The following is a 22123-nucleotide window of genomic DNA, read 5'->3' as shown; positions in this document are numbered from 1 at the left end:
GAACGGTGTTTTACGGCAAAAGTTGTTGAAGTACTCCTAGATAAAATAAAGATTTACTTACCACTGCACCACTGTCATTTAAATCATACTGATACCACGCAGGTTTATTAGCATTAGATGCCGCCACATATAACGTTTTATTATCAGCCGATAATGCGACCCCATTAGGATAAATAAGATCACGATCCAATAAGGTAAGTTCCCCTGTATTTTTAAGTGAATATACCCCCTGAAACTTAAGCTCTTTGCCTTCATCATCTAATTGATTAGGTAAACCATAGGGTGGATCACTAAAATAAAGCATGCCTTGGTCGTTAAAAACGCCATCGTTTGGGCTGTTAAACTTTTGTCCATTATAATGACTTACAATTTGTAGGTATTGTGGTTTAGGCGTGCTTAATGGCGTCTTCATTTTTGATATAACACGTGAGCGCGATTGCAAAAGCACAAGCTCATTTTGTTTATTTACAATTAAACCATTTGAATAGCCACTATGCGCTAAGTACAAACTTGCACCTTTACCTGGTGTATATTTATAAACCTGATGATTAGGTATATCAGAATATAATAAATATCCTCCTTGATTAACCCAAACCGGCCCCTCTAGCCAGTCATAACCCGAAGCGAGGGTTTTAACATGGCTATTTAAGTTAAGCACTTCAAGCGCTTGCTCATTAAATATTTTGTAGGGGCCTTGCTCGAATAAAAGTGTGTTACTTTGCTTAGCAGATACACCCAAACAGAAAACACACACAGCGTTTAGGCCGTGTTGATCTTTGGTGGGTGAATTTGCAGCAGTATGTTTGGTTTTTAGGCAAGGCGAAGCCTATGTAGTGTGGTTATTCCCCATGAATAGGCGACCACGCAGCATAAATACCAAACATGCGCTGCCCAAAGGGTTCTTTCTAGGGACGATTAACTCTTTGTTGCTCGGTTTTTACTTAGCCCACTAGGTTACAAACCTCGCGCCGCGATTTAATCGCCCCTAGATTGAACAAATTTCAATCCACAAAGATCAACACGCCCTAGTATATATTTAATTTTTAGCATTGTTATACCTGCGTTCATATAACGATTTATTCACGCTTTTAGCTGCATCAACAAGCGGTTTGTAAGGAATGTCAGCTACATTTACAAAGCCTACATTGTAGTTTTCACCATCGTATGCTCGCCCAGTTAGTGGAGAGTCTATGTATTGAAACCAATGCGCACCAACAAAATATGGGTTATCTATAACGCTATTCATATATTTTTTGTATTTAGTACCACGCTCTTGCTGAGATTGAGTGTGTATAAGGCCTGGGTTTAATAGCCCAGAATCAAGCGCACCATTATGAAATTCACCTATTATGCTTGGCATGTCTATATCAGATAAAAATGCCCAAAAATCTTCATTTAATCCCTCTCGGTAATAGTTGTAGCTCATCACATCTACATGCGCGGCAGAGGCGGCTCTTATTTCAGGCGTCATACCCCAGTCAGCAAAACGTGCTCCCATATTCAGCTGGTTGGGAAGATGTTTAGCTATAGCCGCGTCAACCACTGCAAAATACTGATTAGCATAATGAAATAACATCGCTGATAAATCGATATTAGTTTGCTCGTTAAACTGCGTGAGTGTCACGCCTGAAGCAAACTCATCCCATGAGGCAATACGTGTATTCCATGCTTTATTAAGTTTGCTAATTTGGCTGTACTTATTTTTCATTAAGGTAACAAATTGCGCTTTTGTCGGGCTATTTTGAGCATTATTTTTAAGTGTATTAATTGCAATGCCGTAACGTGCGGCGTCAGAATTCATCATCCCCCAGCTTTTTTCATTATCAATAAATACACCAACACACCAAGGGCTGTTTTTAACTTGCTGGGCTACTTTTGCAAGCGTTACATCTGCGCGCTCAACGAATAATGGATCAAATGGGTCAGGTAATGGGCTCCAGTAGTCGTTACCACTGCTTACCGTTTTGAAATTACCAATGATCCACGCATTAGCAAAGTAAGGTAATTGGTTAGTATGGTAATAGTCTTCTTCTATCCAATTGCCAAAAGAAGTAAAGCCCCATGAAAGCATGCGTTTCACTGTGGTGTTTTGCCACTGTTTCATTAAGTCGTTGTTGTTATGGGTTTGATATTTTCGCTCTAAATTAGCGCGATAAAAGCTAAACGTTTCACCTTTTTTAATTGCACCACTGTGAACTTCGCGTCTGTAGCCGTAATTATCTGCTAAAGGGTTATTTTGCTCGGGTAGCCAATTAAACATATCAGATCTTAGTGTTGAGCTTTTATAACGTGTTGACCACGCAGTTTTTGGAGCTGGATTTAATCCTAATGAATCCTCTGGTGTTAAATCATTAGCTTCGCGCTGCTTAATATAGCTTTGGTCAAAATCGTAACCGGTAATAGTTGAAGTATTTGCCATACGAACGTTATCAATGCCGGTTGAAAAAAACAGATAACCTTCTGGGTCGACTAAACTCCATTTCCCTTTGTATTTTTCAGTTCTAAAATATCCCGTTGCCTTTAATTGTGGGCCGTTTTTCCAGCCACTATATTTAGAACGTCCTTTCATTGGTGAGTTTTGTAAGTTAATTTGCTCTTTTTGAGAAATAACTTGTAGCTGCTCTGTTGAAGATACTTTATTGGTAAAGTCTAATTTTGCATTTTGCCCAAATTTATCAACTAACCCTTTTAGATAGTTAGTATCAAAATTAGTTGGCTTTATAAGGCGTAAGTTGTCTATTAAAATTCGTTTATCGTCAAGTAGCCCTTTTACTCCAAATGATATTTTTACAATGCTGCTAACGTCGATATTTTTTTGTCCGCCTCTATAGATTATTGGCGTATAACTGCTTTTCCAACTTGGTGGGTTTGAGCGAATACCTGAATTAACATTTAAATTTGCGCCTTTTAATTCTATGTAATACGTATTTTGAGACTTTGCTGGCACAACAACACTTCGAGTTTGAAATTGTCCCGACTTGTCTATTGTCTTTATGTATAGGTGAGTAGAAGCCTCATCAGGGTTTTGTATATCAAGTGCAAGGGCAAAGTTTCCTGTTGCTTGCCAATCCCATCCTTTTGGGTTTATAAATTCAAAGTCACTTTCTACATTAGATTTAGATTTTAATGTAACCGCTAGTTTATGGTTTCCACCTTCCTTTATTAATGTACTAAAGCCATTAATTGTATTTATATATTGGCTGTAATTATCCTGTTCAAAATCAAAAATTATATGCTCTTTTTTTAATGGAGTGGCTCCTTTAGTTGAATTTTGATCTGAAGCTTTCGCATTGTGACACCCTGCAAGTACCGATAAACAAAAAAACGAGGATGCTAATTTTACACTATAAGGATTGAGAAACATGTTGGCCTACTATTGTGCGTGTTTAAATGTGTACTTTTGAGCAATAATTGATAGCTAAAAAGCGTTAAAACTACACAAGATAATTACACAAACGACGATACAAAACAATTAACTGTTAACAATGCAATGGATTTTAGAAGTGTTTTATAATAGAGGGAGCTATTAAAAAATATAAATTATAGGTAAAAAACATAAAATTCAATACTTTAAACACTACTCTCCATAATCATTAGCAGATATTCTTTGAGGGTACTACGAGTAGATTTGTTACAGTAAAGTAGAGTTAATGCCAGATTAACTTCTATTGTAAAGCAAACAGTTTATCGGCACTTTTAGTGGTTTGAACGCAAAACACAAAGTTATACTATAACATTGTTGATTCGTTAATTTTGCGGTGTTATATTATATCACAACATAATAACCACGAACCAATATATCCATGACAAAGTTAACATTAATCTCCTCTGCTATTTTTTCTGTTTTATGTTCTCAATCAGCTTTGGCTGCAACCGTTACCGGTAAAGTAATGGATGATAAAAATCAACCAATTAAAAATGCCTCTATCCATGTCCATGGCAAAAACCAAAGCGTTAAAAGTAATGATTTAGGCGAGTTTGCTATCGATATAGATGCAAACAGCCAATTACATATTAGTAAAGACAACTACATAGACTCTCGTATTGCTGTTACCGAATCTTCAAATAATCTGTCTGTGTCACTTAAACCAACATCGGTTGAAACAGTGGTTGTTTATGCCTCTGCACTTCATAAGAACAGCCTAGAAATGATATCGCCAGTAAGCGTGCTCTCAGGTGATGAATTAAGAAATAAATCTAAACCAACACTTGGCGAAACTCTTAAAGGTTTACCAGGCGTAAATGCAAGTTACTTTGGCCCTGTATCATCAAGCCCAATTATTCGTGGTTTAGATGGCCCTCGCGTTAAAATTATGCAAAACGGTTTAGATGCCAGCGATGCATCACGCATTGGCCCAGACCACGCGACATCAAGCGACAGCCTAGCGGCAGAGCAAATTGAAGTGTTGCGCGGTCCAAGTACCCTACTTTATGGCTCTGGTGCTATTGGTGGTGTGGTAAATGTGGTTGATAACCGCATTCCTACTAGCAATATCGACGAGCTTACAGGCGCGGCTGAATACAGCCACGACACTGTATCTAACGCAAACACAGTTGCTGCAAAGCTTGAAACTGGTAATGACGGCTTTAACTTTCATTTTGATGGTACAAAACGCAGCGGCGACGATTACCAAACACCAAACTTTACTATCACCGATGATGATGGCGATGTTGAAAAAGAAGATTCAGTAGAGAACACCTTTATTGATAGCGAAACGCTTAACTTTGGTACTAGCTATGTTGGAGAGCACCTAACGGTTGGTTTTTCTTACGGTAGCATTGATACTGATTACGGCATTCCTGGGCATGAGCATCATCACTATCACGAAGGTGAAACTGAAGAAGAGCATGCAGAACATGAAGATGAAGCTGCTGAAGAGCCAGTTTACGCACATTTAGAGCAAGACCGCTGGCAAGGGCTTGTAAGTTACGCTCTTCATAATAACTGGATTGAAACCATCAACCTACGTGTTGGCTATACAGATTATTCACACAGCGAAATTGAAGATGGCGAAATTGGTACTACTTTTAAAAATAAAACGACTGAAGCACGTTTAAATGTAGAGCATAAGTTTGCTGATTGGCACGGAATGATGGGCTATCACTACAGCGATTCTGACTACGATGCTATTGGTGAAGAAGCATTTACACCCGCGAGTGTAACTACAACTAACGCACTATATTTACTAGAAGAGCGTGAATTTGGCGACGTGACAATAGAGCTTGGTGCACGTGTAGAAGATTACAAAATTGAAAGCAAAATCACGGCACACGAACATAGCCACGATGAAGTAGAAATAGATCATAGCGACGAAGAAACTATTGGATACAATAAAAGCTTTACCAATTTAAGCGCCTCTGCCGGTGCCATTTGGCAATACAAGCCAGGTCATAGTATTGCGACAAGTATTTCTCATTCAGAACGAGCACCACTTTCGGCAGAGCTTTTATCAAATGGTTTACACATTGCAACTGGCACTTATGAGCTAGGTCTTGGTTACAACATTGAAGATAATGAAGCGCATTTTGAGCCAGAGAATATCAAGCAAGAAACCTCAACAAACCTAGATTTAAGCTTTAGACGTTTTAGCGGCGACTTTGGTTACACGGTTAACTTTTTCTATAACGATATTAAGAACTTTTATTTCCAAGAAAATACAGGTTTAGTTTACGATGAAGAAGACGGTTTAGAGTCAGCAATTGGTGCACATGACGATGCTGTTGCGGTTTATCAGTTCACCAGCAAAGATGCAGAACTATATGGTATTGAATTTGATGCTCACTATCAAATTACATCAAGCGCTATGGTTAAAGTATTTGGTGACTCAACTCGTGCAAAACTTAAAGATGATGAAGGTAACCTACCACGTATCCCAGCCAATAAATTAGGCTCTGAGTTACAGTACGATTTAGGTGACTTACAACTAACCCTTACAGGTACTCATTACTTTGATCAAAACGATGTAACAGCATTTGAAACACAAACGGACGGCTATACGTTATTTGATGCACAAGCTAATTACCAATTAGGTTTAGGCAGTGTAGATGCACAGCTTTATATAAACGTGGATAACATTACTGATGAGTTAGGCTTTGTGCATAGCTCATTTATTAAAGATAAAGCACCGTTACCTGGTAGAAACTTTCGATTTGGTATCCGTGGCTACTTTTAATAGCTAACAAGCTCTTTAGTTTATATATTTAAAAACCGCATTTTATTAATGCGGTTTTTTATTTTTAGAATAGATAAAGCTCTTAAATTACAGACACAAAAAAGCCGCGTTCAAATTGAACACGGCTTTTCAAATTCTTAATTAATAGTTAAATTAAGAAAGGATTTCGTGTAACTCAACGTCAAATACAAGCGTTGAGAAAGGTGCAATTGCAGCACCTGCGCCACGTTCACCATAAGCAAGCTCATGAGGAACGTAAATACGCCATTTAGTACCTACAGGCATCATTTGTAATGCTTCAGTCCAACCTTTGATTACGCCACCAACTGGGAATTCAGCAGGTTGACCGCGCTCGTATGAGCTATCAAAAACAGTACCGTTTACTAATGTACCGTGGTAATCAACACGTACTGTAGACTCAGCTGTTGGCTTTTCGCCTTCGCCAGTTGCTAGTACTTCGTATTGAAGACCAGACTCAGTTACTGTGATTTCAGGACGTTTTGCGTTTTCTTCTAAGAATGAAATACCTTCTGCAGAAAGTACTTGTGACTCTTCTTCACGACGAGCTTGAATCTCTTCGTTTATTTTTTCAAATGCAGCTTGGATCTCAGGGATCTCAACTTGAAATGCGCTACCAGCGTACGCATCTTTCATGCCTTCAAATACTGAATTTAGGTTTAAGCCTTCAAAAGGATTAGACTTAAGTTGCTCACCCATTTGTAAGCCAATACCGTAACTTGCTTTTTCAGCATCTGTAGTAAAATTATCTGACATAATGTGTTTTTCACGTTTTGTTAGTTAAAAGACGCGACTATGCTATCACAAAATAAACCGCGTTTGGGGCTAGTTTTTGCTGAGTTTTAGCTTAATTAGGCCAACAATATAACTACAAAGCGGCAAACTGAATAAAATTCCAACAAGTAGAGGTATTGTTAGTAATCCTGATTCGCCAAACAGTAAAAATGGCACTACAAGCAGCCCTATACAACCAATAAAAACAGAGCCAATAACTGGCCAATGCTTATCGTATTTGGTAATAAGATGGGCAGCTAAAACATTAAAACCAACACCATAAATTAAAGCGGTAATTAATGGATACTCTGGTTGAGCATCTATAGCCATTTTTACTAATAAGCTAATAGCACTTTGATAGCAGTAACCAAATACCGTCCATAATAAAAGATGTTTTATTAATTTCTGCGAGGTTGGTAGGTTTGTTGCTTTAGTCATTTAGAAACTCCACAAAGCAAAAAACCGCCCATAAGGCGGTTTTTTTAAATAATGGTGGAGAGATAGGGATTTGAACCCTAGATGGGCTATAAACCCATGCCGGTTTTCAAGACCGGTGCATTCGACCACTCTGCCATCTCTCCGCACGGCGCGAATAATATGGTTAAACGTGTTACTTGTAAAGCGCTAAATATAAATTAATCGTAAACATTAGTTAATCGATTAAAAACTAATCACTTTGCTCTTTTGTTACGCTAAAAAAGTTACAAATTTATTCGTTTAATAATATTGTTTTGGTCTGCGCGCAATCCAAGAACAAATTAAGCATGCTAATAAACTCAGTGCTGTGAATGTTACGCTTTGAAAAATTAAATCAAATCGATTTAAATCATCGCTTGGCACAACCACAAACATAAAAGCAGGTAGTATGCTAAGTAGTAAAACATAGCAGCATATTTTAAATGCACGGCCAAAATCAAAACGCTTGGTCTGTTGCATCCAAACAGTGAGCAACACCAGCATACCGATCGCAGAGCCTGCTATAAAGTGCGATGCATTTGTATTCATTGCAACATACAGTGTTACAAAGGCACCAATGATTCCCCAAATCGACCATGCTAGCCAATTCTCTTTTTCTTGTAAAAATAAATTTCCCATAGTTTTCGTCTTCTTTATCGTTATTTTTATTAAGACTTTCCATAATGTATCAAAAAACAACCGATTAAAAAACAAACTGAAGAAGATTTAGTAAATTTAGTGCTTCCAAGCGCTTCTTACAGCCAAGCCATTAACTTTTCAATAATACTCTTTGTAACCTTAATGAATTATGACTATGTAAATTGTGCAAAGTTCATACTATTTCACAAATTACTAAAATAGTGTTCAGGCTTATGGCGAAGCGACTTTTTACAATCGACTTCTGGTGTACCTATATATAAATACCCTACTATTTCATCTTGCTCATGCAGATTAAGTGCCTTTTTAACTGCTGCACTTTGTGCAAAGTAGCCTGTGCGCCAAATGCCGCCTAAACCTTGGGCAAATGCAGCTTGTTGCATTGCAAGCACACTGCACCCTGCACTTTGTACTTGTTCAATACGAGGAACTTTTGGGTGTTCTTGATATTTAGCAATCGCTATAACAATCATAGGTGCACGAAGGGGAAGCTCTTTCGCACGGTTAATTACTTTTTCTGCTTGTTGCTCTGCTACTGCACTTTGATGATAAATATCACCCAATTTATTACGCGCTTCACCTTCGACAATTATAAACTGCCACGGGGCAATGCAACCATGATCGGGAACGCGTAATGCTGCTTGCTTTATTATGTCGAGCTGCTCAGGCGTAGGGCCCGGCTCTGTTAATTTAGAGTCTGATTGGCGGGTAAGTAAAAGCTCGATAGCGTCCATAACGATTCCTCGAAAGTCAAAATACTAGAGTAACATTTAAAACCTTAATAAATAAATACTGGGAGCCTAAAACGTAAAATGACCGCACAAAATGAATTTATGCGGCCTTTCTTAAAGTAGGTTTAGCGCTATTGATTTAAAATATTTCGCTTTAACCAGAAGTCGATGCTAACAAAGCGCCCTCCTCCCATAAAAAATAAGCTAAGGAGCATCGCAAAGTATATTGCAGAAAACTCTATACCATTATTTAAAATAGATGGTTTGCCTTTTTCGTAGAGATAATCAGGAAAGCCGTGATCTTCAACTAAGCCACGGATTTTTCCTATACGGTCTTGTACTTCTAATGAATTTTCGAGGCTTTCTTTAGCACCGGGAATTGATAACCAGTCGAGTACTTGCGCAGCACTTGTTTCTGGATTAGTTGGTGCTATTGCAAACCAACCATTATGCCAATGCACTGAGGTTGCAGCGACGACCATTGTGAACATAAGTGGGATACTGACCAAGCGAGTTAAAAGGCCAAATAATAAAAACCAACCACCTAAAAACTCACTCCAACCAGCTAAAAAGGCCAGTAAGTCTGGAAACGGTAATCCTAAACCCCATTCACTATTACCAAACCACTGAACCACATCAGGCGATGCTAGAAAATTATCAAAAAAGCCTTCTGTTTCAACGCTTATAGAGAGTTTATTATAACCCGCTATAATCATTACTGGGGCTAAAATCAGGCGAAATAGTAAAGCGGGTAAACCATCTAAAAATGATAATTTACTCAATGCTATATTATAAATATTGATTAGTTTATTCATGCGTATCCTGTGTGTTCAATGTTTATTAAGTTATAGACTATAAACAACAAAGACCGCATGAATTGATAAACTAATTCAATTTACTTACAAATGTTAAATACTTCTTGCTACTTGTAGGGCTTCAAAAATAGCGCGTTTTGCATCAATAGCTGCTGCTAATTTAGCGCCACCAATTACATGTACTTGTGCATTTTCGCTCTGATTTTTTAGCACTTCATTATTAGAAACCTGACCAATACAGGCAATAACCGTGTCTACTGGCAGTACTTTAGTTTCACCAGCAACATTAATAGTTAGCCCATTTTTATCAAAGCTTTGGTATTGGCAATCAGCGATTTGTTTAACGCCATGCTGCTTAGCAACTTGACGATGTATCCAACCGGTTGTTTTACCAAGCTCACTACCAAAACGCCCCGCACTGCGTTTTAACATATATAATTGACGTTCATCTTTATGCGGTTGAGGTTCACACTCAATGCCCCATTGCGATTTAAACTCGCTAATAGTTTGCGATTTATGCTCACTTAAAAACGCAACCATATCAAAACCTATACCACCGGCCCCTAAAATAGCGATTGATTTACCCAGCTCTACTTCGCCGCGTATAACTTCGTCATAAGCAAACACACGCTTATCATCGCTACACTTAATTGATGCTTCACGGGGGCGAACGCCAGTTGCAAATACGATATCGTCATAGTTTTTAAGCATTGAATCGTCATAAGCTTTACCAAGCTCTACAGTTACTTTTAACCGCTCAAGTTCATTAGTAAAGTAAGTAAGGGTATGATTAAAGTCTTCTTTGCCCGGTATTTGCATGGCTAAATTAAACTGACCACCCATTTGCGATTTTTGATCGATTAACGTGACCTTATGCCCTTTTTGAGCCAAGTAACAACTTGCCGATAAACCCGCAGGACCCGCACCAACTACTAATACATTTTTAGCTTTGGTTGCTTGTTCTAACGGGTAATCTAGCTCAAATGCGGCTTGTGGATTAACTAAACACGTAGCACGTTTATTTTTAAATACATGGTCTAAACAACCTTGGTTACAGCCAATACAAATATTAATTTGCTTAGACTGATCATTCGCGTATTTATTAAAAAATTCAGGATCGGCAAGTAATGGCCTTGCCATTGAAATTAAGTCGGCCTCGCCTGCATTTAAAATATCGTTCGCAATTTCTGGCGTGTTAATACGGTTAACAGCAATAACTGGCACGCTCACCACGTCTTTTAAACGTTTTGATGCTTCTTTAAATGCACCTGGCGGCACCATACTCGCAATAGTCGGTACACGCGCTTCGTGCCAACCAATACCTGTGTTAAATATATCAACACCCGCTTTTTCAAGCTCGGTAGCTTGTATGACAACTTCCTCTGGTGTTGAACCGTTTGGGATTAAATCAATAACCGACAATCTAAAAATGATTAAGAATTGCTCCGATACTTTTGCTCTTACAGCTTTAACTATTTCAAGCGCAAGTCGCATTCTGTTTTCTAGGCTGCCACCAAACTCATCTTCACGTTTATTGGTGTGTGGCGCCATAAACTCATTAATCAAATACCCTTCAGAACCCATCACTTCTACGCCATCGTATCCGGCTTTTTCTGCCATATAGGCAGAATGCGCAAAGTCTTTAATTGTTTTTTTAATTGAGCTAAGTGACATCGCTTTAGGTTTATAAGGATTAATAGGTGCTTTTATTGCACTTGGTGCTTGGTTAAATGGGTGGTATGCATAGCGACCTGCATGTAATAGTTGCAAACAAATTTTTCCGCCGTGCTTATGCACCGCATCTGTGTACGCGCGATGTTTAAATACATCGTAATAACTATTAAATGAAGATGAAATGGGTGTTAACTTACCACGTAAATTTGGGCTGTATCCGCCCGTAATTAACATAGCAGTGCCACCTTTAGCACGCGCTTCATAAAAAGCACGCAAGCGCTTTCGGTTATGCCAGCCTTCTTCAAGGCCCGTATGCATTGAGCCCATGACTAAGCGGTTACGTAATTGTGTGTGTTTTAATTGTAATTGTTGTTCTAACATCCTGTGCCCCGTTAACTGGTCTAACCTGTATACATTAGCTAATTCTGCTTTAATGGCAAGCAATAAGCAATATGTGCCTTCATTTAATTAAAAATAGCAGTAAAAACATGTGCTAATACCATCTCATAAACACTTCGTTACGATTTAGCAGTTAAATTTATTTTTATTCTAGGCTAAGATGGAACTAATGTATTAACTGTACCAAATTAAGGAGCTATTTTGATAGCAAAGGTATTTAAGGGTATTTGGGCTGGAATCAACTTTTCACGCCGTTTAATACTCAACATTCTGTTTTTATTACTGGTCATCGTTTTTTTCGTTTCGCTTTCAAGTGACGACGATAAAATAATTGTAGAAAATGGCTCTGTGCTTAGGCTTAACCTTAATGGCCCTATTGTTGAGGAAAAAACTTACATAGATCCAGTCGAAGCTGCAATTAGCGATGCTACTTCTGGTTCTGAAGCGCCAAGCGAAATTTTACTCGACGATATTGTCGAAGTAATAAACGAAGCAACTAAAGACGACCGTATTACGGTGATGCTGCTTGATTTACAAGAAATGCCTAAAGCGCATTTAAATAAGCTCAAGCAAATTACTAATGCTATTGATTCATTCAAACAAGCAGGTAAAAAAGTAATTGCATCGGGTTATTACTATACTCAAGCACAATATTATATTGCATCACATGCTGATGAAATTGCTATGCACCCATACGGAAGCGTAAGTATTGAAGGTTATGGCATGTACCCACTTTACTTTAAAGATGCCCTTGAAAAGCTTGAAGTAACGCAGCACATTTTCCGTGTTGGTACATTTAAGTCAGCGGTAGAACCTTTTATTCGTAACGACATGTCTGATGCAGCTAAAGAAGCTAACCGCGTTTGGTTAGGTGCTCTTTGGAGTGAATACAAACAAGATGTTGCCGCTGTTCGCCCATTTGATGAGTCAAACTTTGACGAAACAATGGACGTATATCTTGAGAAAATGAAAGCTGCCGATGGCGATGCAGGTAAATATGCACTTGATCACCAGTGGGTTGACTCATTAAAAACTAATCAACAAGTTCGCAAACAGTTAATTGATTTAGTTGGCGCACAAGAAGACGGTAAAACGTTTAAGCAAGTTTCATTTCGTGAATACTTAAGCTTGGTTAAACCTCCTATTGAATTTGATAATCCTATTACTGAAAAAGTAGCTGTTGTTGTTGCTAAAGGTACGATTGTTGATGGTGAGCGTAAAGCCGGCGAAATTGGTGGCGACTCTACTGCAGCCCTTCTTCGTAAAGCGCGCCTTGATGACAAAGTTAAAGCGGTTGTACTACGCATTGATTCAGGTGGCGGTAGTATGTTTGCCTCTGAAGTTATTCGTGCAGAAGTATTAGCACTTAAAGCTGCTGGTAAGCCCGTTATTGCATCTATGAGCTCTGTGGCTGCATCGGGTGGTTATTGGATTGCTTCTGCTGCAAACGAAATTTGGGCAGCACCGAGTACTATTACAGGTTCGATTGGGGTGTTTGGTACGTTCATGACATTTGAAAAGACTTTATCTAAAATTGGTGTTTATTCAGATGGCGTTGCAACAACCGAAATGGCTGGTTTTTCTATCACTCGCCCACTTAACGAAAAAATGGGTGAAGTAATTCAAATGAGTGTTGAAGAAGCATACGGTCGCTTTTTAAATGTTGTCGCTGATGCGCGAAATATGACACCTGAGCAAGTTGATAAAATTGCCCAAGGTCGTGTTTGGATAGCATCTCAAGCGCAAGAACTTGGTTTAGTTGATAAGTTAGGCGACAAACAAGATGCAATTGAAGCCGCTGCGGCACTTGCTAAACTAAATCATTATGAAGTTAAAACTATTAAACAAGATTTAAGCCCGCAAGAAAAAATGATTCAAGGCATTTTTGGTAACGCGTCTATTAAATCTATGCTTGGTTTGCAAACACAAAAAACATCAGTGTTAGCAACGCAAGCTAACTTGCAAAGCGTTATTAACCAATTAAGCACTGAAGTTGAAAACCTTAAAGATTACAACGATCCACAAGGTGTATATGCTCGCTGTTTAGTGTGTAACGTTGCACAATAAAAGTGCATCTACTACTCTAAGTAGCTGTATTTAAAGTTACTTAACGTTATACTAAGCCCAGTTTTTTTACTGGGCTTTTTTTATGAAACGTAAACGCATTTATATCGCTTATACTGGCGGTACTATAGGGATGAAAAAATCGAGCCGAGGCTATATTCCGGCTGAAGGTTTTTTAACAGAAACAGTGGTTAATAACGCAGAGTTTAACCGTGATGAAATGCCTTTATTTGATATTCACGAATATTGCCCGCTTATTGATTCATCAGATATGTCTCCTGAGCATTGGCAACTTATTGCTGATGACATTAAAAGCAAATATCAAGACTATGACGGCTTTGTAGTCCTCCATGGTACCGATACCATGGCCTATACAGCCTCAGCACTATCGTTTATGTTCGAAAATTTAACTAAACCTGTGATTGTAACAGGCTCGCAAATACCACTATCTCAATTGCGATCTGACGGGCAAGTTAACTTACTCAATGCCATGTATTTAGCAGCCAACTACCCTATTGCTGAAGTAAGCTTATTTTTTAATAACCAGCTATTTAGAGGTAATAGAGCAACTAAAGCACATGCTGATGGTTTTAATGCATTCGCCTCACCCAATCTCGATCCTTTAGCGCTATCAGGTATTAGCATTGAGCTTATTAAAGGCCAGCTTAGCCCTTATGTTGAAAACGAACTTCAAGTAACCCCTATTACACCTCAACCTATTGGTGTACTTTATTTATACCCTGGTATTAGTCAAGAAGTGGTTAAAAGCTTAGTTAATGGCAGTATTAAGGCGCTTGTGTTACTTAGCTTTGGTGTGGGTAATGCACCACAAGATCCTGATTTTTTATCAATACTTGAAGATGCAAGCAAGCGCGGTGTCGTCATTGTTAATTTAACCCAGTGCTTAAAAGGCCATGTAAACATGGGCGGTTATGCTACAGGTAATGCGCTGTTAAATATTGGTGTAATTAGTGGGTATGATATGACCCTTGAGGCCTGTTTAACTAAATTGCATTATTTATTTAGCCAAAAGCTAGAGGTCGAGACGATTCGTCATTTAATGCAAGACAATTTACGTGGTGAGTTAAGCCGTTAAATCTCGCAAAGCTAAAAATACAAAAGGCACGCTAAATAGCGTGCCTTTATCGTTTTAAACAACTGTTTATTATCTAACTTTAGCGTCAATATCTACTAGGTCAGTTAAATGGCATGTTTCACCACTGTGGGTTTTTACGCCATGCTCACCAAAGTAATCACGCTGGGCTTGTACTAAATGCCCATTACTTGGTGTCGTTAATGTTGCTAAATACGTTTGTGTAGCACCCAATACTGGAAATGCTAACCCCGTCATTATTGCTTGGCCGGTAATTTTTCGTAAAGAGTTAGACTCTTTTTCAAGGGTATCAATAAACTCAACACCTTGTGCAACACTATCAAGGTAGTCAGCACGAATAATACAACCTGCACGCCAAGTTTGAAGCGTTTTAGATAAATCTACTTTCCACTGGTGAGTACGAGATGCACCTTTAATTAGCGCTAAACCTTGGCGATACGCTAGTAAACTTGCAAGTAAGAATGCTTCTTTTAGCTCTTCTAGATCAATTTCAACATTATTAGTTGATTTAGACGCATATGACATTTCTTGTGCAGCTGTTGTATTACACGCATTAGTTAAATGACGAGCTTGTACAGCAGCAACGAGTGATGGCACAGCAATACCAAGCTCTAATGCATTTTGCGCCGTCCAAAGGCCAGTACCTTTAGCGCCTACTTTATTATCAATTAAATCTGCAAGCGGCACATTATTATGATTTTCAAGTGACAATATATGACTAGAAATAGAGAGTAAGTAGCTGTTTAATTGACCTTCTGACCAGTCATTAAATATCTCAGCAACTTCTTTAGGTGAACGGCCTGTGCCGATACGTAGTAATTGATATACTTCTGCAATAAGTTGCATAAGTGCATATTCAATACCGTTGTGAACCATTTTTACAAAGTGTCCACTAGCTGATTGACCAACACGTGCAAAACACGATTCGCCATTAAAGCTTGCTGCAGCTTTTTCGAACCAAGGTTCTATTCGACCCCAACCGCCCTCAGAACCACTTGCCATCATTGCAGGACCGTGGCGAGCACCTTCTGCCCCACCTGAAATGCCCATAGTGGCAAATTCAAATTTATTTTGGTATTTAAGTTTGCGAGTTATACCATCTTTATAATTACTGTTACCGCAATCAACAATGATATCGTTACATTCTACGCCTGCTTCAACTAGTTCATTACAAACAGAATCAACTAATTCGCCAGCAGGAACAAGTAACAAAATAGAACGAGGTGCTTCTAAACGTCTAACCATGTCTCTTAAATCAGAAACAATGTGAAGCCTATCAGCCATGCCTTGAGATTTAGCACAACTTAGTAACTCTTCACCCGCATGTGGGTTTTTGTCATAAGCGACTAGCGTTATCCCTTTTTCAATCAAGTTTAGGGCAAGATTTTTCCCCATAACGCCTAACCCTACTAATGCAACTTGCATTTAGTGTCCTCCTCGGTAACAACTATTTGGGTAGAAAATTCAGTGTATAAATTAAATAATACCGCGTGCATTATACTCATGCAGTCATAAAATGCTAACCATGAGCAAGTAACAACATGCTTTTTTATTACAGATAAATAAGCTATGTAATTATATCAAACATCGATGCTCTCGGGTTGACTAAAAGCAAAGCTAATTGAAATTAAGATCATTGACGCATTCTGACACCGGTGTCATAATGATGACACAATAGTTTTGTATAAAATAGTGGCAAACATTTGAAGTTTGCTCATAACTAAAATATTTTGTTCTAATATAGTTACTTTAAGTCAACAAAATAATCGTCAACATGCTTTCACCAAGCACTCAGGAGAAATTGATGCTAAGACGCACAAAGATAGTCGCTACCCTTGGACCTGCTACCGATAGAGATAACAACCTAGAAAAAATTATTATCGCTGGGGCAAATGTAGTACGTTTAAACTTCTCACATGGTGTTGCCCAAGATCATAAAGACCGTGCACAAGCAGTGCGCGATATCGCAAAAAGATTAGGCAAGCATATTGCTATACTTGCTGACCTTCAAGGTCCTAAAATCCGTGTTTCTACTTTTAAAGAAGGTAAAGTAACACTTGCTGTAGGTGCAAAATTTACCCTTGATGCAAAAATGGAAAAAGGCGAAGGCGACGTAAACTCTGTAGGTATCGACTACAAAGAGTTACCTAACGATGTAACCACTGGCGATTTACTTTTACTAAACGATGGCCTTATCCAACTTAGTGTTGATGAAGTTGCTGGCCATTTAGTACATTGTACTGTAACTGTTGGTGGCGTTTTATCTAACAATAAAGGCATTAACCGTTTAGGTGGTGGCTTAACGGCTCCAGCATTTACTGAAAAAGATAAAGAAGATTTAATAACTGCCGCTGAAATTGACGTAGATTACATTGCCGTATCATTCCCACGTAGTGGCGACGATATGCGCTACGTACGTTCACTTGCTGAAGCTGCTGGTTCAAAAGCACAACTACTTGCAAAAATTGAACGTGCTGAAGCCGTTGAAACACAAGAAGCTGTTGATGACATTATTCTAGCGTCTGACGCAGTAATGGTTGCTCGTGGTGATTTAGGTGTTGAAATTGGTGATGCTGCACTTATGGGCAAGCAAAAACTAATTATTCGTCGTGCTCGTTCATTAAATCGTACTGTAGTAACAGCAACGCAAATGATGGAATCGATGATTGATAACCCTATGCCTACACGTGCAGAAGTTATGGATGTGGCAAATGCTGTTCTTGATGGTACTGATGCTGTAATGCTTTCAGCTGAAACAGCAGCGGGTGATTATCCTGAAGAAACAGTGGCAACTATGGCACGTGTTTGTTTAGGTGCTGAGTCGCAAAAAGAAACACACGTTTCTAAGCATCGTTTAGATAGTCGTTTTTCTAACAACGCTGAATCTATCGCGCTTTCTGCTATGTATGCAGCTAATCACTTAGATTCGGTTAAAGCAATTATCACACTCACTGAATCTGGTAGTACGGCTAAATTAATGTCGCGTATCAGCTCAGGCTTACCAATCTACTCGCTTTCTCGTCATGCAAGTACATTAGGTCAAACTGCACTTTATCGTGGTGTTTACCCGGTGTTTTTTGATTCTACAAAAACTGAAAAAGACGGCATGGTAAAAGCAGCACTTGATACACTTGTAGCTCAAGGCTCATTACAAGCTGGCGATACGGTAATTATTACTCACGGTGACTCAATGGAAACTGTGGGCGCAACTAACACAATGAAAATTGTAACCGTTGCATAATTAATACCAATTCGCTTAATTAAGTGATCTATTTTGAGGATAGAAAAACGTGTTGATAGCTAGGCAAAAAACTCGCTATTTAGTTGTTCTCGGCAATTGCTCCTGCATTGCTCTACCTTCTGCATCCATGCAGTCGTAAATGAGAATTTTTTAACACAGGTAGCGACACGTTTAGCCCCGCAAAATGATTAAGTATTATTGCGGATTGGTATAATTACTAAATATAAAAAATGCGAGCTTAGCTCGCATTTTTGTATCTGTAGTAAAGGCGTTGGTTTTAACTTGCTAGTGCTGCTTTTACTTTATCACGGTAGCTACGGCTTACTTTAAGTTCTTGGCCATTTTCAAGTACTAATAAATACTCACCACTTACCTGCGTAACCAACTTACTAATTTGCTTTGTATTTACTATTGCACTGCGGTGTACGCGTACAAACAACTGAGGGTCGAGCTCTTGTTCTAGCTCTTTCATTGTTTTACGTAAAATATGTGTTTGACCATCTTCACAATGTAAACACATGTAGTCGCCAGCAGCATCAACCCATTGAATAGTAGCAACGGGGACTCTAACTATTTCCCCCTGCTCTTTTACAGCGAGTGACTCTGGGTAACGCCTGTCTGTTAAGGTGTCGCCAGTGGCTAATTTTTTTAGAATTTCTTCGCAATTATTACCAGTGATCCCGGCTACAAAACTCGCTAGTTTTTTCTTATGGGCGTTGTCTTGCTGCGTTTTTAAGTAGGTATGCACTTTTTCTACCGCCTGTTTTAGTCTGTTATCATCAACGGGTTTTAAAATGTAATCTAAAGCATGAATTTCAAACGCTTTAACTGCAAATTGATCAAAAGCAGTTACAAACACAATGGCAGGAAGCACTTTTGTGCTTTCACTAAGCGCTCGGGCAACTTCAAAGCCATTCATGCCTGGCATTTGAATATCTAGAAATACTAAGTCTATTTTCTCGTTTTTACATGTTTCAATAGCATCAGCACCTGAGCTGCATAGTTTGATTACTTCAATATCAGCAAACTCTGCAAGCCTTATATCTAAACCTTTACGTGCTAATGGTTCATCATCAACAATAAGTGTTTTTATTTTTATCATTTCTTCACAGCCTTCTCAAACGGGATTCGCAGATTAACTTTTAATCCACTTGGCGTATTATGTGATAATACAAACGAATAATTATTCTCGTAGAGCGTTTTTAATCTATCTTTTGTGTTTGCTACACCAACGCCCTGTGCATTGACTAACTGACCATCTTTTATGTCTGTACCTGGTCCGTTATCGCCAACTTCTAATAATAATTCGTTAGCAAACACCTGCGCTTTAATATCTATTACACCACCTTCTGTTAGATGAGCAATAGCGTACTTAATTGCGTTTTCAATAATCGGTTGCAAAATTAAGCTTGGCAATAATGCTTGTTTAGCTTCCTCGCTTACTTCAACGTTAACTTTTAGTCGTTCGTCAAAACGTACACGTTCAATTTCAAGGTACAACATAAGTGCATGCAGCTCTTGCTCCAACGGTACTTTTTTAATTGGATCGGTATTGAGTGTATAACGTAAAAAATCACTAAGCTTCGACACCATTAAATTAGCATCTTTGTTTTCTTTTACCAAAATTAATGTGGAAATAGCATTAAGTGTATTAAATAGAAAATGAGGATTAAGCTGGTATCTCAACATTTTTAATTGTGCTTCGTGTGCCATGGTTGTCGCTTTAAGCGCTTTTTGGCGTTCACCTTGTAACAATTGATAATACTTAACACCAAAATATAATCCGCTCCAACACAGTATAATATAAACTGAATCTAAGCCTTGTTGCAGGTAATAAAACCACTCCTCTGGCCTATAGCCATGGCGATATATTTCCCACAAATTAAATTTTTGAACAATAGCCCATAAAGTACCTGTTATATAAGAGGCACCAAATACTACAATTATTAATACCCAGGGCGAAGCATTCCAAATTTTACGGTAGATATACCTAAGTGGCACTGTCATTAAGCAACCGGCGTAAGCATTGAGTAAAATAACAAATACGTATATATCACGCATTTCAAATACTTTGGAGCCGATGTAATTTACTAGCGCGTAACCAATCCAGCCTGCAATTTGCAAAAGCCAAAAAAAGCGTTGTCTGTTATCGACTAAAGATTGCCAGTTCAAAATAGATATTTACTCCGTATAGTTAAAGACTAATTTTATAAAATAGGCGTTTGTTATTCTTTATTATTTTTACCTATGTAGGGATGATTTTTATAAAATTAGGTAGTCTTATTATATAGATTTATGAGTTTGCATAGCACTACAGCCTACCTTGCTTTTTAAGAGTCTTACCGCAAACAGATAGTCGAAGCACTAAAAAAGCGAAAGGTTAATTCACCTTTCGCTTTTTATACACAAACAGCTTGGTGTAAATTAAGCTAGTTTGTCAGAAGCCACTTTATAAGTAGGATCTTCAATTACATTTACTTCAACTAAATCGCGTGCTTTGTGTAGTAACTGCGTACAGTCTTTACTCAAATGACGTAAGTGAAGTTGCTTACCCGCTTTAGTGTACTTATCAGCGAGTGTATCTATCGCTTCTATTGCACTGTGATCTGATACACGGCTATGTTTAAACTCAACAATGACATTTTTAGGGTCGTTTTTAACATCAAACAACTCTGCAAAGTTTTTAACTGAACCAAAGAAAAGTGGACCATGTAGCTCATATACTTTAGCGCCGTCTTCATCAATGTAGTTCGTTGTGTATATGTGTTTAGCATGCTGCCAAGCAAATACCAGCGCAGATACAATAACACCTACACACACTGCAATCGCTAAATCAGTAACAACCGTCACACCCGATACAAGTACTATTACGAAGGCGTCAGATAGAGGAACACGCTTCATCATTTTAAAGCTAGCCCATTCAAACGTACCTAATACAACCATAAACATAACACCAACAAGTGCAGCTAGTGGGATCATCTCAATTAAGCTTGAAGCGAATATGATGAACGCAAGCAACATCAATGCAGCACTTATACCCGATAAGCGAGAGCGACCACCTGAGTTAATGTTGATCATTGATTGACCAATCATTGCACAACCACCCATAGCACCAAACATACCACAAGTAATATTTGCAGCGCCTTGGCCTATACACTCTTTATTACTATGACCGCGAGTTTCTGTAATCTCGTCAATTAAGCTAAGCGTTAATAATGATTCAATTAAACCAATAGCCGCTAAAATAAGTGCATAAGGAAAAATAATTTGTAGCGTTTCGAAAGTAAACGGCACCATAGGAATATGAAACTGAGGTAAACCGCCTGCAATTGTTGCAGCTTCGTCGCCTGTCATTCCTTTTAAGAAATCAACTACAGTATGCGCTTCTAAATCCAAACCAATGACTAAAGCGGTCACTGTAATAATAGCGACTAACGTAGAGGGTACAGCCGTTGTTAGTTTAGGTAAAAACTGAATAATAGCCATGGTTAAAGCCACTAAACCAAGCATAATATATAACGGGTTACCCGTCATCCATTCTTGTCCGCCCATACCATCAGGCACTTTAAATTGTCCTAATTGGGCTAAAAATATAACAATGGCTAAGCCATTTACAAAACCAAGCATTACCGGATGAGGAACCATACGGATAAACTTACCGAGTTTAAATACACCCGCGAGTATCTGCAGTATGCCCATGAGCAATACGGTCGCAAATAGGTACTCAACACCATGATCAAGTACTAAACTTACCATAACAACAGCTAGTGCACCGGTTGCACCTGAAATCATACCAGGGCGGCCACCAAATATAGCCGTAATTAAACCAACGATAAACGCGGCATATAGACCAACTAAAGGTTCTACATTTGCAACAAAGGCAAACGCAACAGCTTCTGGAACTAAGGCAAGCGCCACAGTTAATCCAGATAGAATATCGTTTTTAGCAGAGCTAGGCGCCCTACTGAGTAAGTTAAACATTGAGTTCCTCAAATGGTATTATGGGT

The 22123-nt window shown here is 38.6% G+C and carries 16 protein-coding genes and 1 tRNA gene; 4 read left to right on the top strand and 13 right to left on the bottom strand.

Annotated elements, in window-relative coordinates; genetic code table 11:
• Positions 1-10 precede the first annotated feature (10 nt).
• Complete coding sequence (locus I6F53_RS01135; RefSeq protein WP_331460744.1) at positions 11-754, bottom strand: SMP-30/gluconolactonase/LRE family protein; 744 nt, start codon at positions 752-754, stop codon at positions 11-13.
• A gap of 282 nt (positions 755-1036) precedes the next feature.
• Positions 1037-3364 (bottom strand): beta-galactosidase, encoded by a 2328-nt coding sequence (locus tag I6F53_RS01130; protein WP_197238230.1) that lies wholly within the window; start codon positions 3362-3364, stop codon positions 1037-1039.
• Between the two features lie 439 nt (positions 3365-3803).
• Between I6F53_RS01130 and I6F53_RS01125 the strand changes: the two genes are divergently transcribed.
• Positions 3804-6173 (top strand): TonB-dependent receptor, encoded by a 2370-nt coding sequence (locus I6F53_RS01125; protein WP_197238229.1) that lies wholly within the window; start codon positions 3804-3806, stop codon positions 6171-6173.
• A gap of 153 nt (positions 6174-6326) precedes the next feature.
• On the opposite strand, the gene I6F53_RS01120 is transcribed toward I6F53_RS01125, so the two are convergent.
• The 7 genes from I6F53_RS01120 to I6F53_RS01090 all read right to left on the bottom strand — a co-directional run bounded on the left by I6F53_RS01120 (position 6327) and on the right by I6F53_RS01090 (position 11679).
• The gene (locus I6F53_RS01120) at positions 6327-6947 is read right to left on the bottom strand and encodes an FKBP-type peptidyl-prolyl cis-trans isomerase (RefSeq protein WP_197238228.1); all 621 of its coding nucleotides are present in this window, start codon (positions 6945-6947) and stop codon (positions 6327-6329) included.
• 69 nt (positions 6948-7016) lie between these two features.
• Positions 7017-7403, bottom strand: a complete 387-nt coding sequence (locus tag I6F53_RS01115) for a hypothetical protein (protein ID WP_197238227.1) — start codon at positions 7401-7403, stop codon at positions 7017-7019.
• A gap of 52 nt (positions 7404-7455) precedes the next feature.
• A tRNA-Ser gene (locus I6F53_RS01110) sits at positions 7456-7546 on the bottom strand.
• A gap of 136 nt (positions 7547-7682) precedes the next feature.
• On the bottom strand, positions 7683-8060 hold the full coding sequence (locus I6F53_RS01105; protein WP_197139600.1) for a hypothetical protein: 378 nt from the start codon (positions 8058-8060) through the stop codon (positions 7683-7685).
• A gap of 203 nt (positions 8061-8263) precedes the next feature.
• Complete coding sequence (locus tag I6F53_RS01100; RefSeq protein WP_197238226.1) at positions 8264-8812, bottom strand: NAD(P)H nitroreductase; 549 nt, start codon at positions 8810-8812, stop codon at positions 8264-8266.
• Between the two features lie 128 nt (positions 8813-8940).
• Positions 8941-9624, bottom strand: coding sequence for an HvfX family Cu-binding RiPP maturation protein (locus I6F53_RS01095; RefSeq protein WP_197238225.1), 684 nt, complete (start codon positions 9622-9624; stop codon positions 8941-8943).
• 93 nt (positions 9625-9717) lie between these two features.
• Positions 9718-11679, bottom strand: a complete 1962-nt coding sequence (locus I6F53_RS01090) for an oxidoreductase (RefSeq protein WP_197238224.1) — start codon at positions 11677-11679, stop codon at positions 9718-9720.
• A 219-nt stretch (positions 11680-11898) separates the two neighbouring features.
• Between I6F53_RS01090 and sppA the strand changes: the two genes are divergently transcribed.
• Together sppA and ansA are read left to right on the top strand one after the other, a co-directional pair.
• Positions 11899-13764, top strand: a complete 1866-nt coding sequence (gene sppA / locus I6F53_RS01085; protein ID WP_197238223.1) for a signal peptide peptidase SppA — start codon at positions 11899-11901, stop codon at positions 13762-13764.
• 82 nt (positions 13765-13846) lie between these two features.
• The gene (gene ansA / locus I6F53_RS01080; protein WP_166419050.1) at positions 13847-14857 is read left to right on the top strand and encodes an asparaginase; all 1011 of its coding nucleotides are present in this window, start codon (positions 13847-13849) and stop codon (positions 14855-14857) included.
• Positions 14858-14926: 69 nt separating this feature from the next.
• On the opposite strand, the gene gndA is transcribed toward ansA, so the two are convergent.
• Complete coding sequence (gene gndA / locus I6F53_RS01075; RefSeq protein ID WP_197238222.1) at positions 14927-16300, bottom strand: NADP-dependent phosphogluconate dehydrogenase; 1374 nt, start codon at positions 16298-16300, stop codon at positions 14927-14929.
• 379 nt (positions 16301-16679) lie between these two features.
• Here gndA and pyk point away from each other — a divergent pair, with 379 nt between their 5' ends.
• The gene (gene pyk, locus I6F53_RS01070; RefSeq protein WP_166419052.1) at positions 16680-18116 is read left to right on the top strand and encodes a pyruvate kinase; all 1437 of its coding nucleotides are present in this window, start codon (positions 16680-16682) and stop codon (positions 18114-18116) included.
• Positions 18117-18393: 277 nt separating this feature from the next.
• On the opposite strand, the gene I6F53_RS01065 is transcribed toward pyk, so the two are convergent.
• From I6F53_RS01065 to I6F53_RS01055, 3 genes are all read right to left on the bottom strand, one after another.
• The gene (locus tag I6F53_RS01065) at positions 18394-19218 is read right to left on the bottom strand and encodes a LytR/AlgR family response regulator transcription factor (RefSeq protein ID WP_197238221.1); all 825 of its coding nucleotides are present in this window, start codon (positions 19216-19218) and stop codon (positions 18394-18396) included.
• Complete coding sequence (locus tag I6F53_RS01060) at positions 19215-20288, bottom strand: sensor histidine kinase (RefSeq protein WP_166419054.1); 1074 nt, start codon at positions 20286-20288, stop codon at positions 19215-19217. Before I6F53_RS01060 ends, I6F53_RS01065 begins: the two co-directional genes overlap by 4 nt.
• Positions 20289-20540: 252 nt before the next feature.
• Positions 20541-22097, bottom strand: a complete 1557-nt coding sequence (locus I6F53_RS01055) for a SulP family inorganic anion transporter (protein WP_166419055.1) — start codon at positions 22095-22097, stop codon at positions 20541-20543.
• Positions 22098-22123: the final 26 nt, after the last annotated feature.

Source organism: Pseudoalteromonas sp. SWN29 (assembly GCF_015864465.1).
Lineage (GTDB): Bacteria > Pseudomonadota > Gammaproteobacteria > Enterobacterales > Alteromonadaceae > Pseudoalteromonas.
The sequence above is the reverse complement of the archived record's forward strand: the minus strand, read 5'-3'. Positions and strand labels throughout refer to the sequence as shown.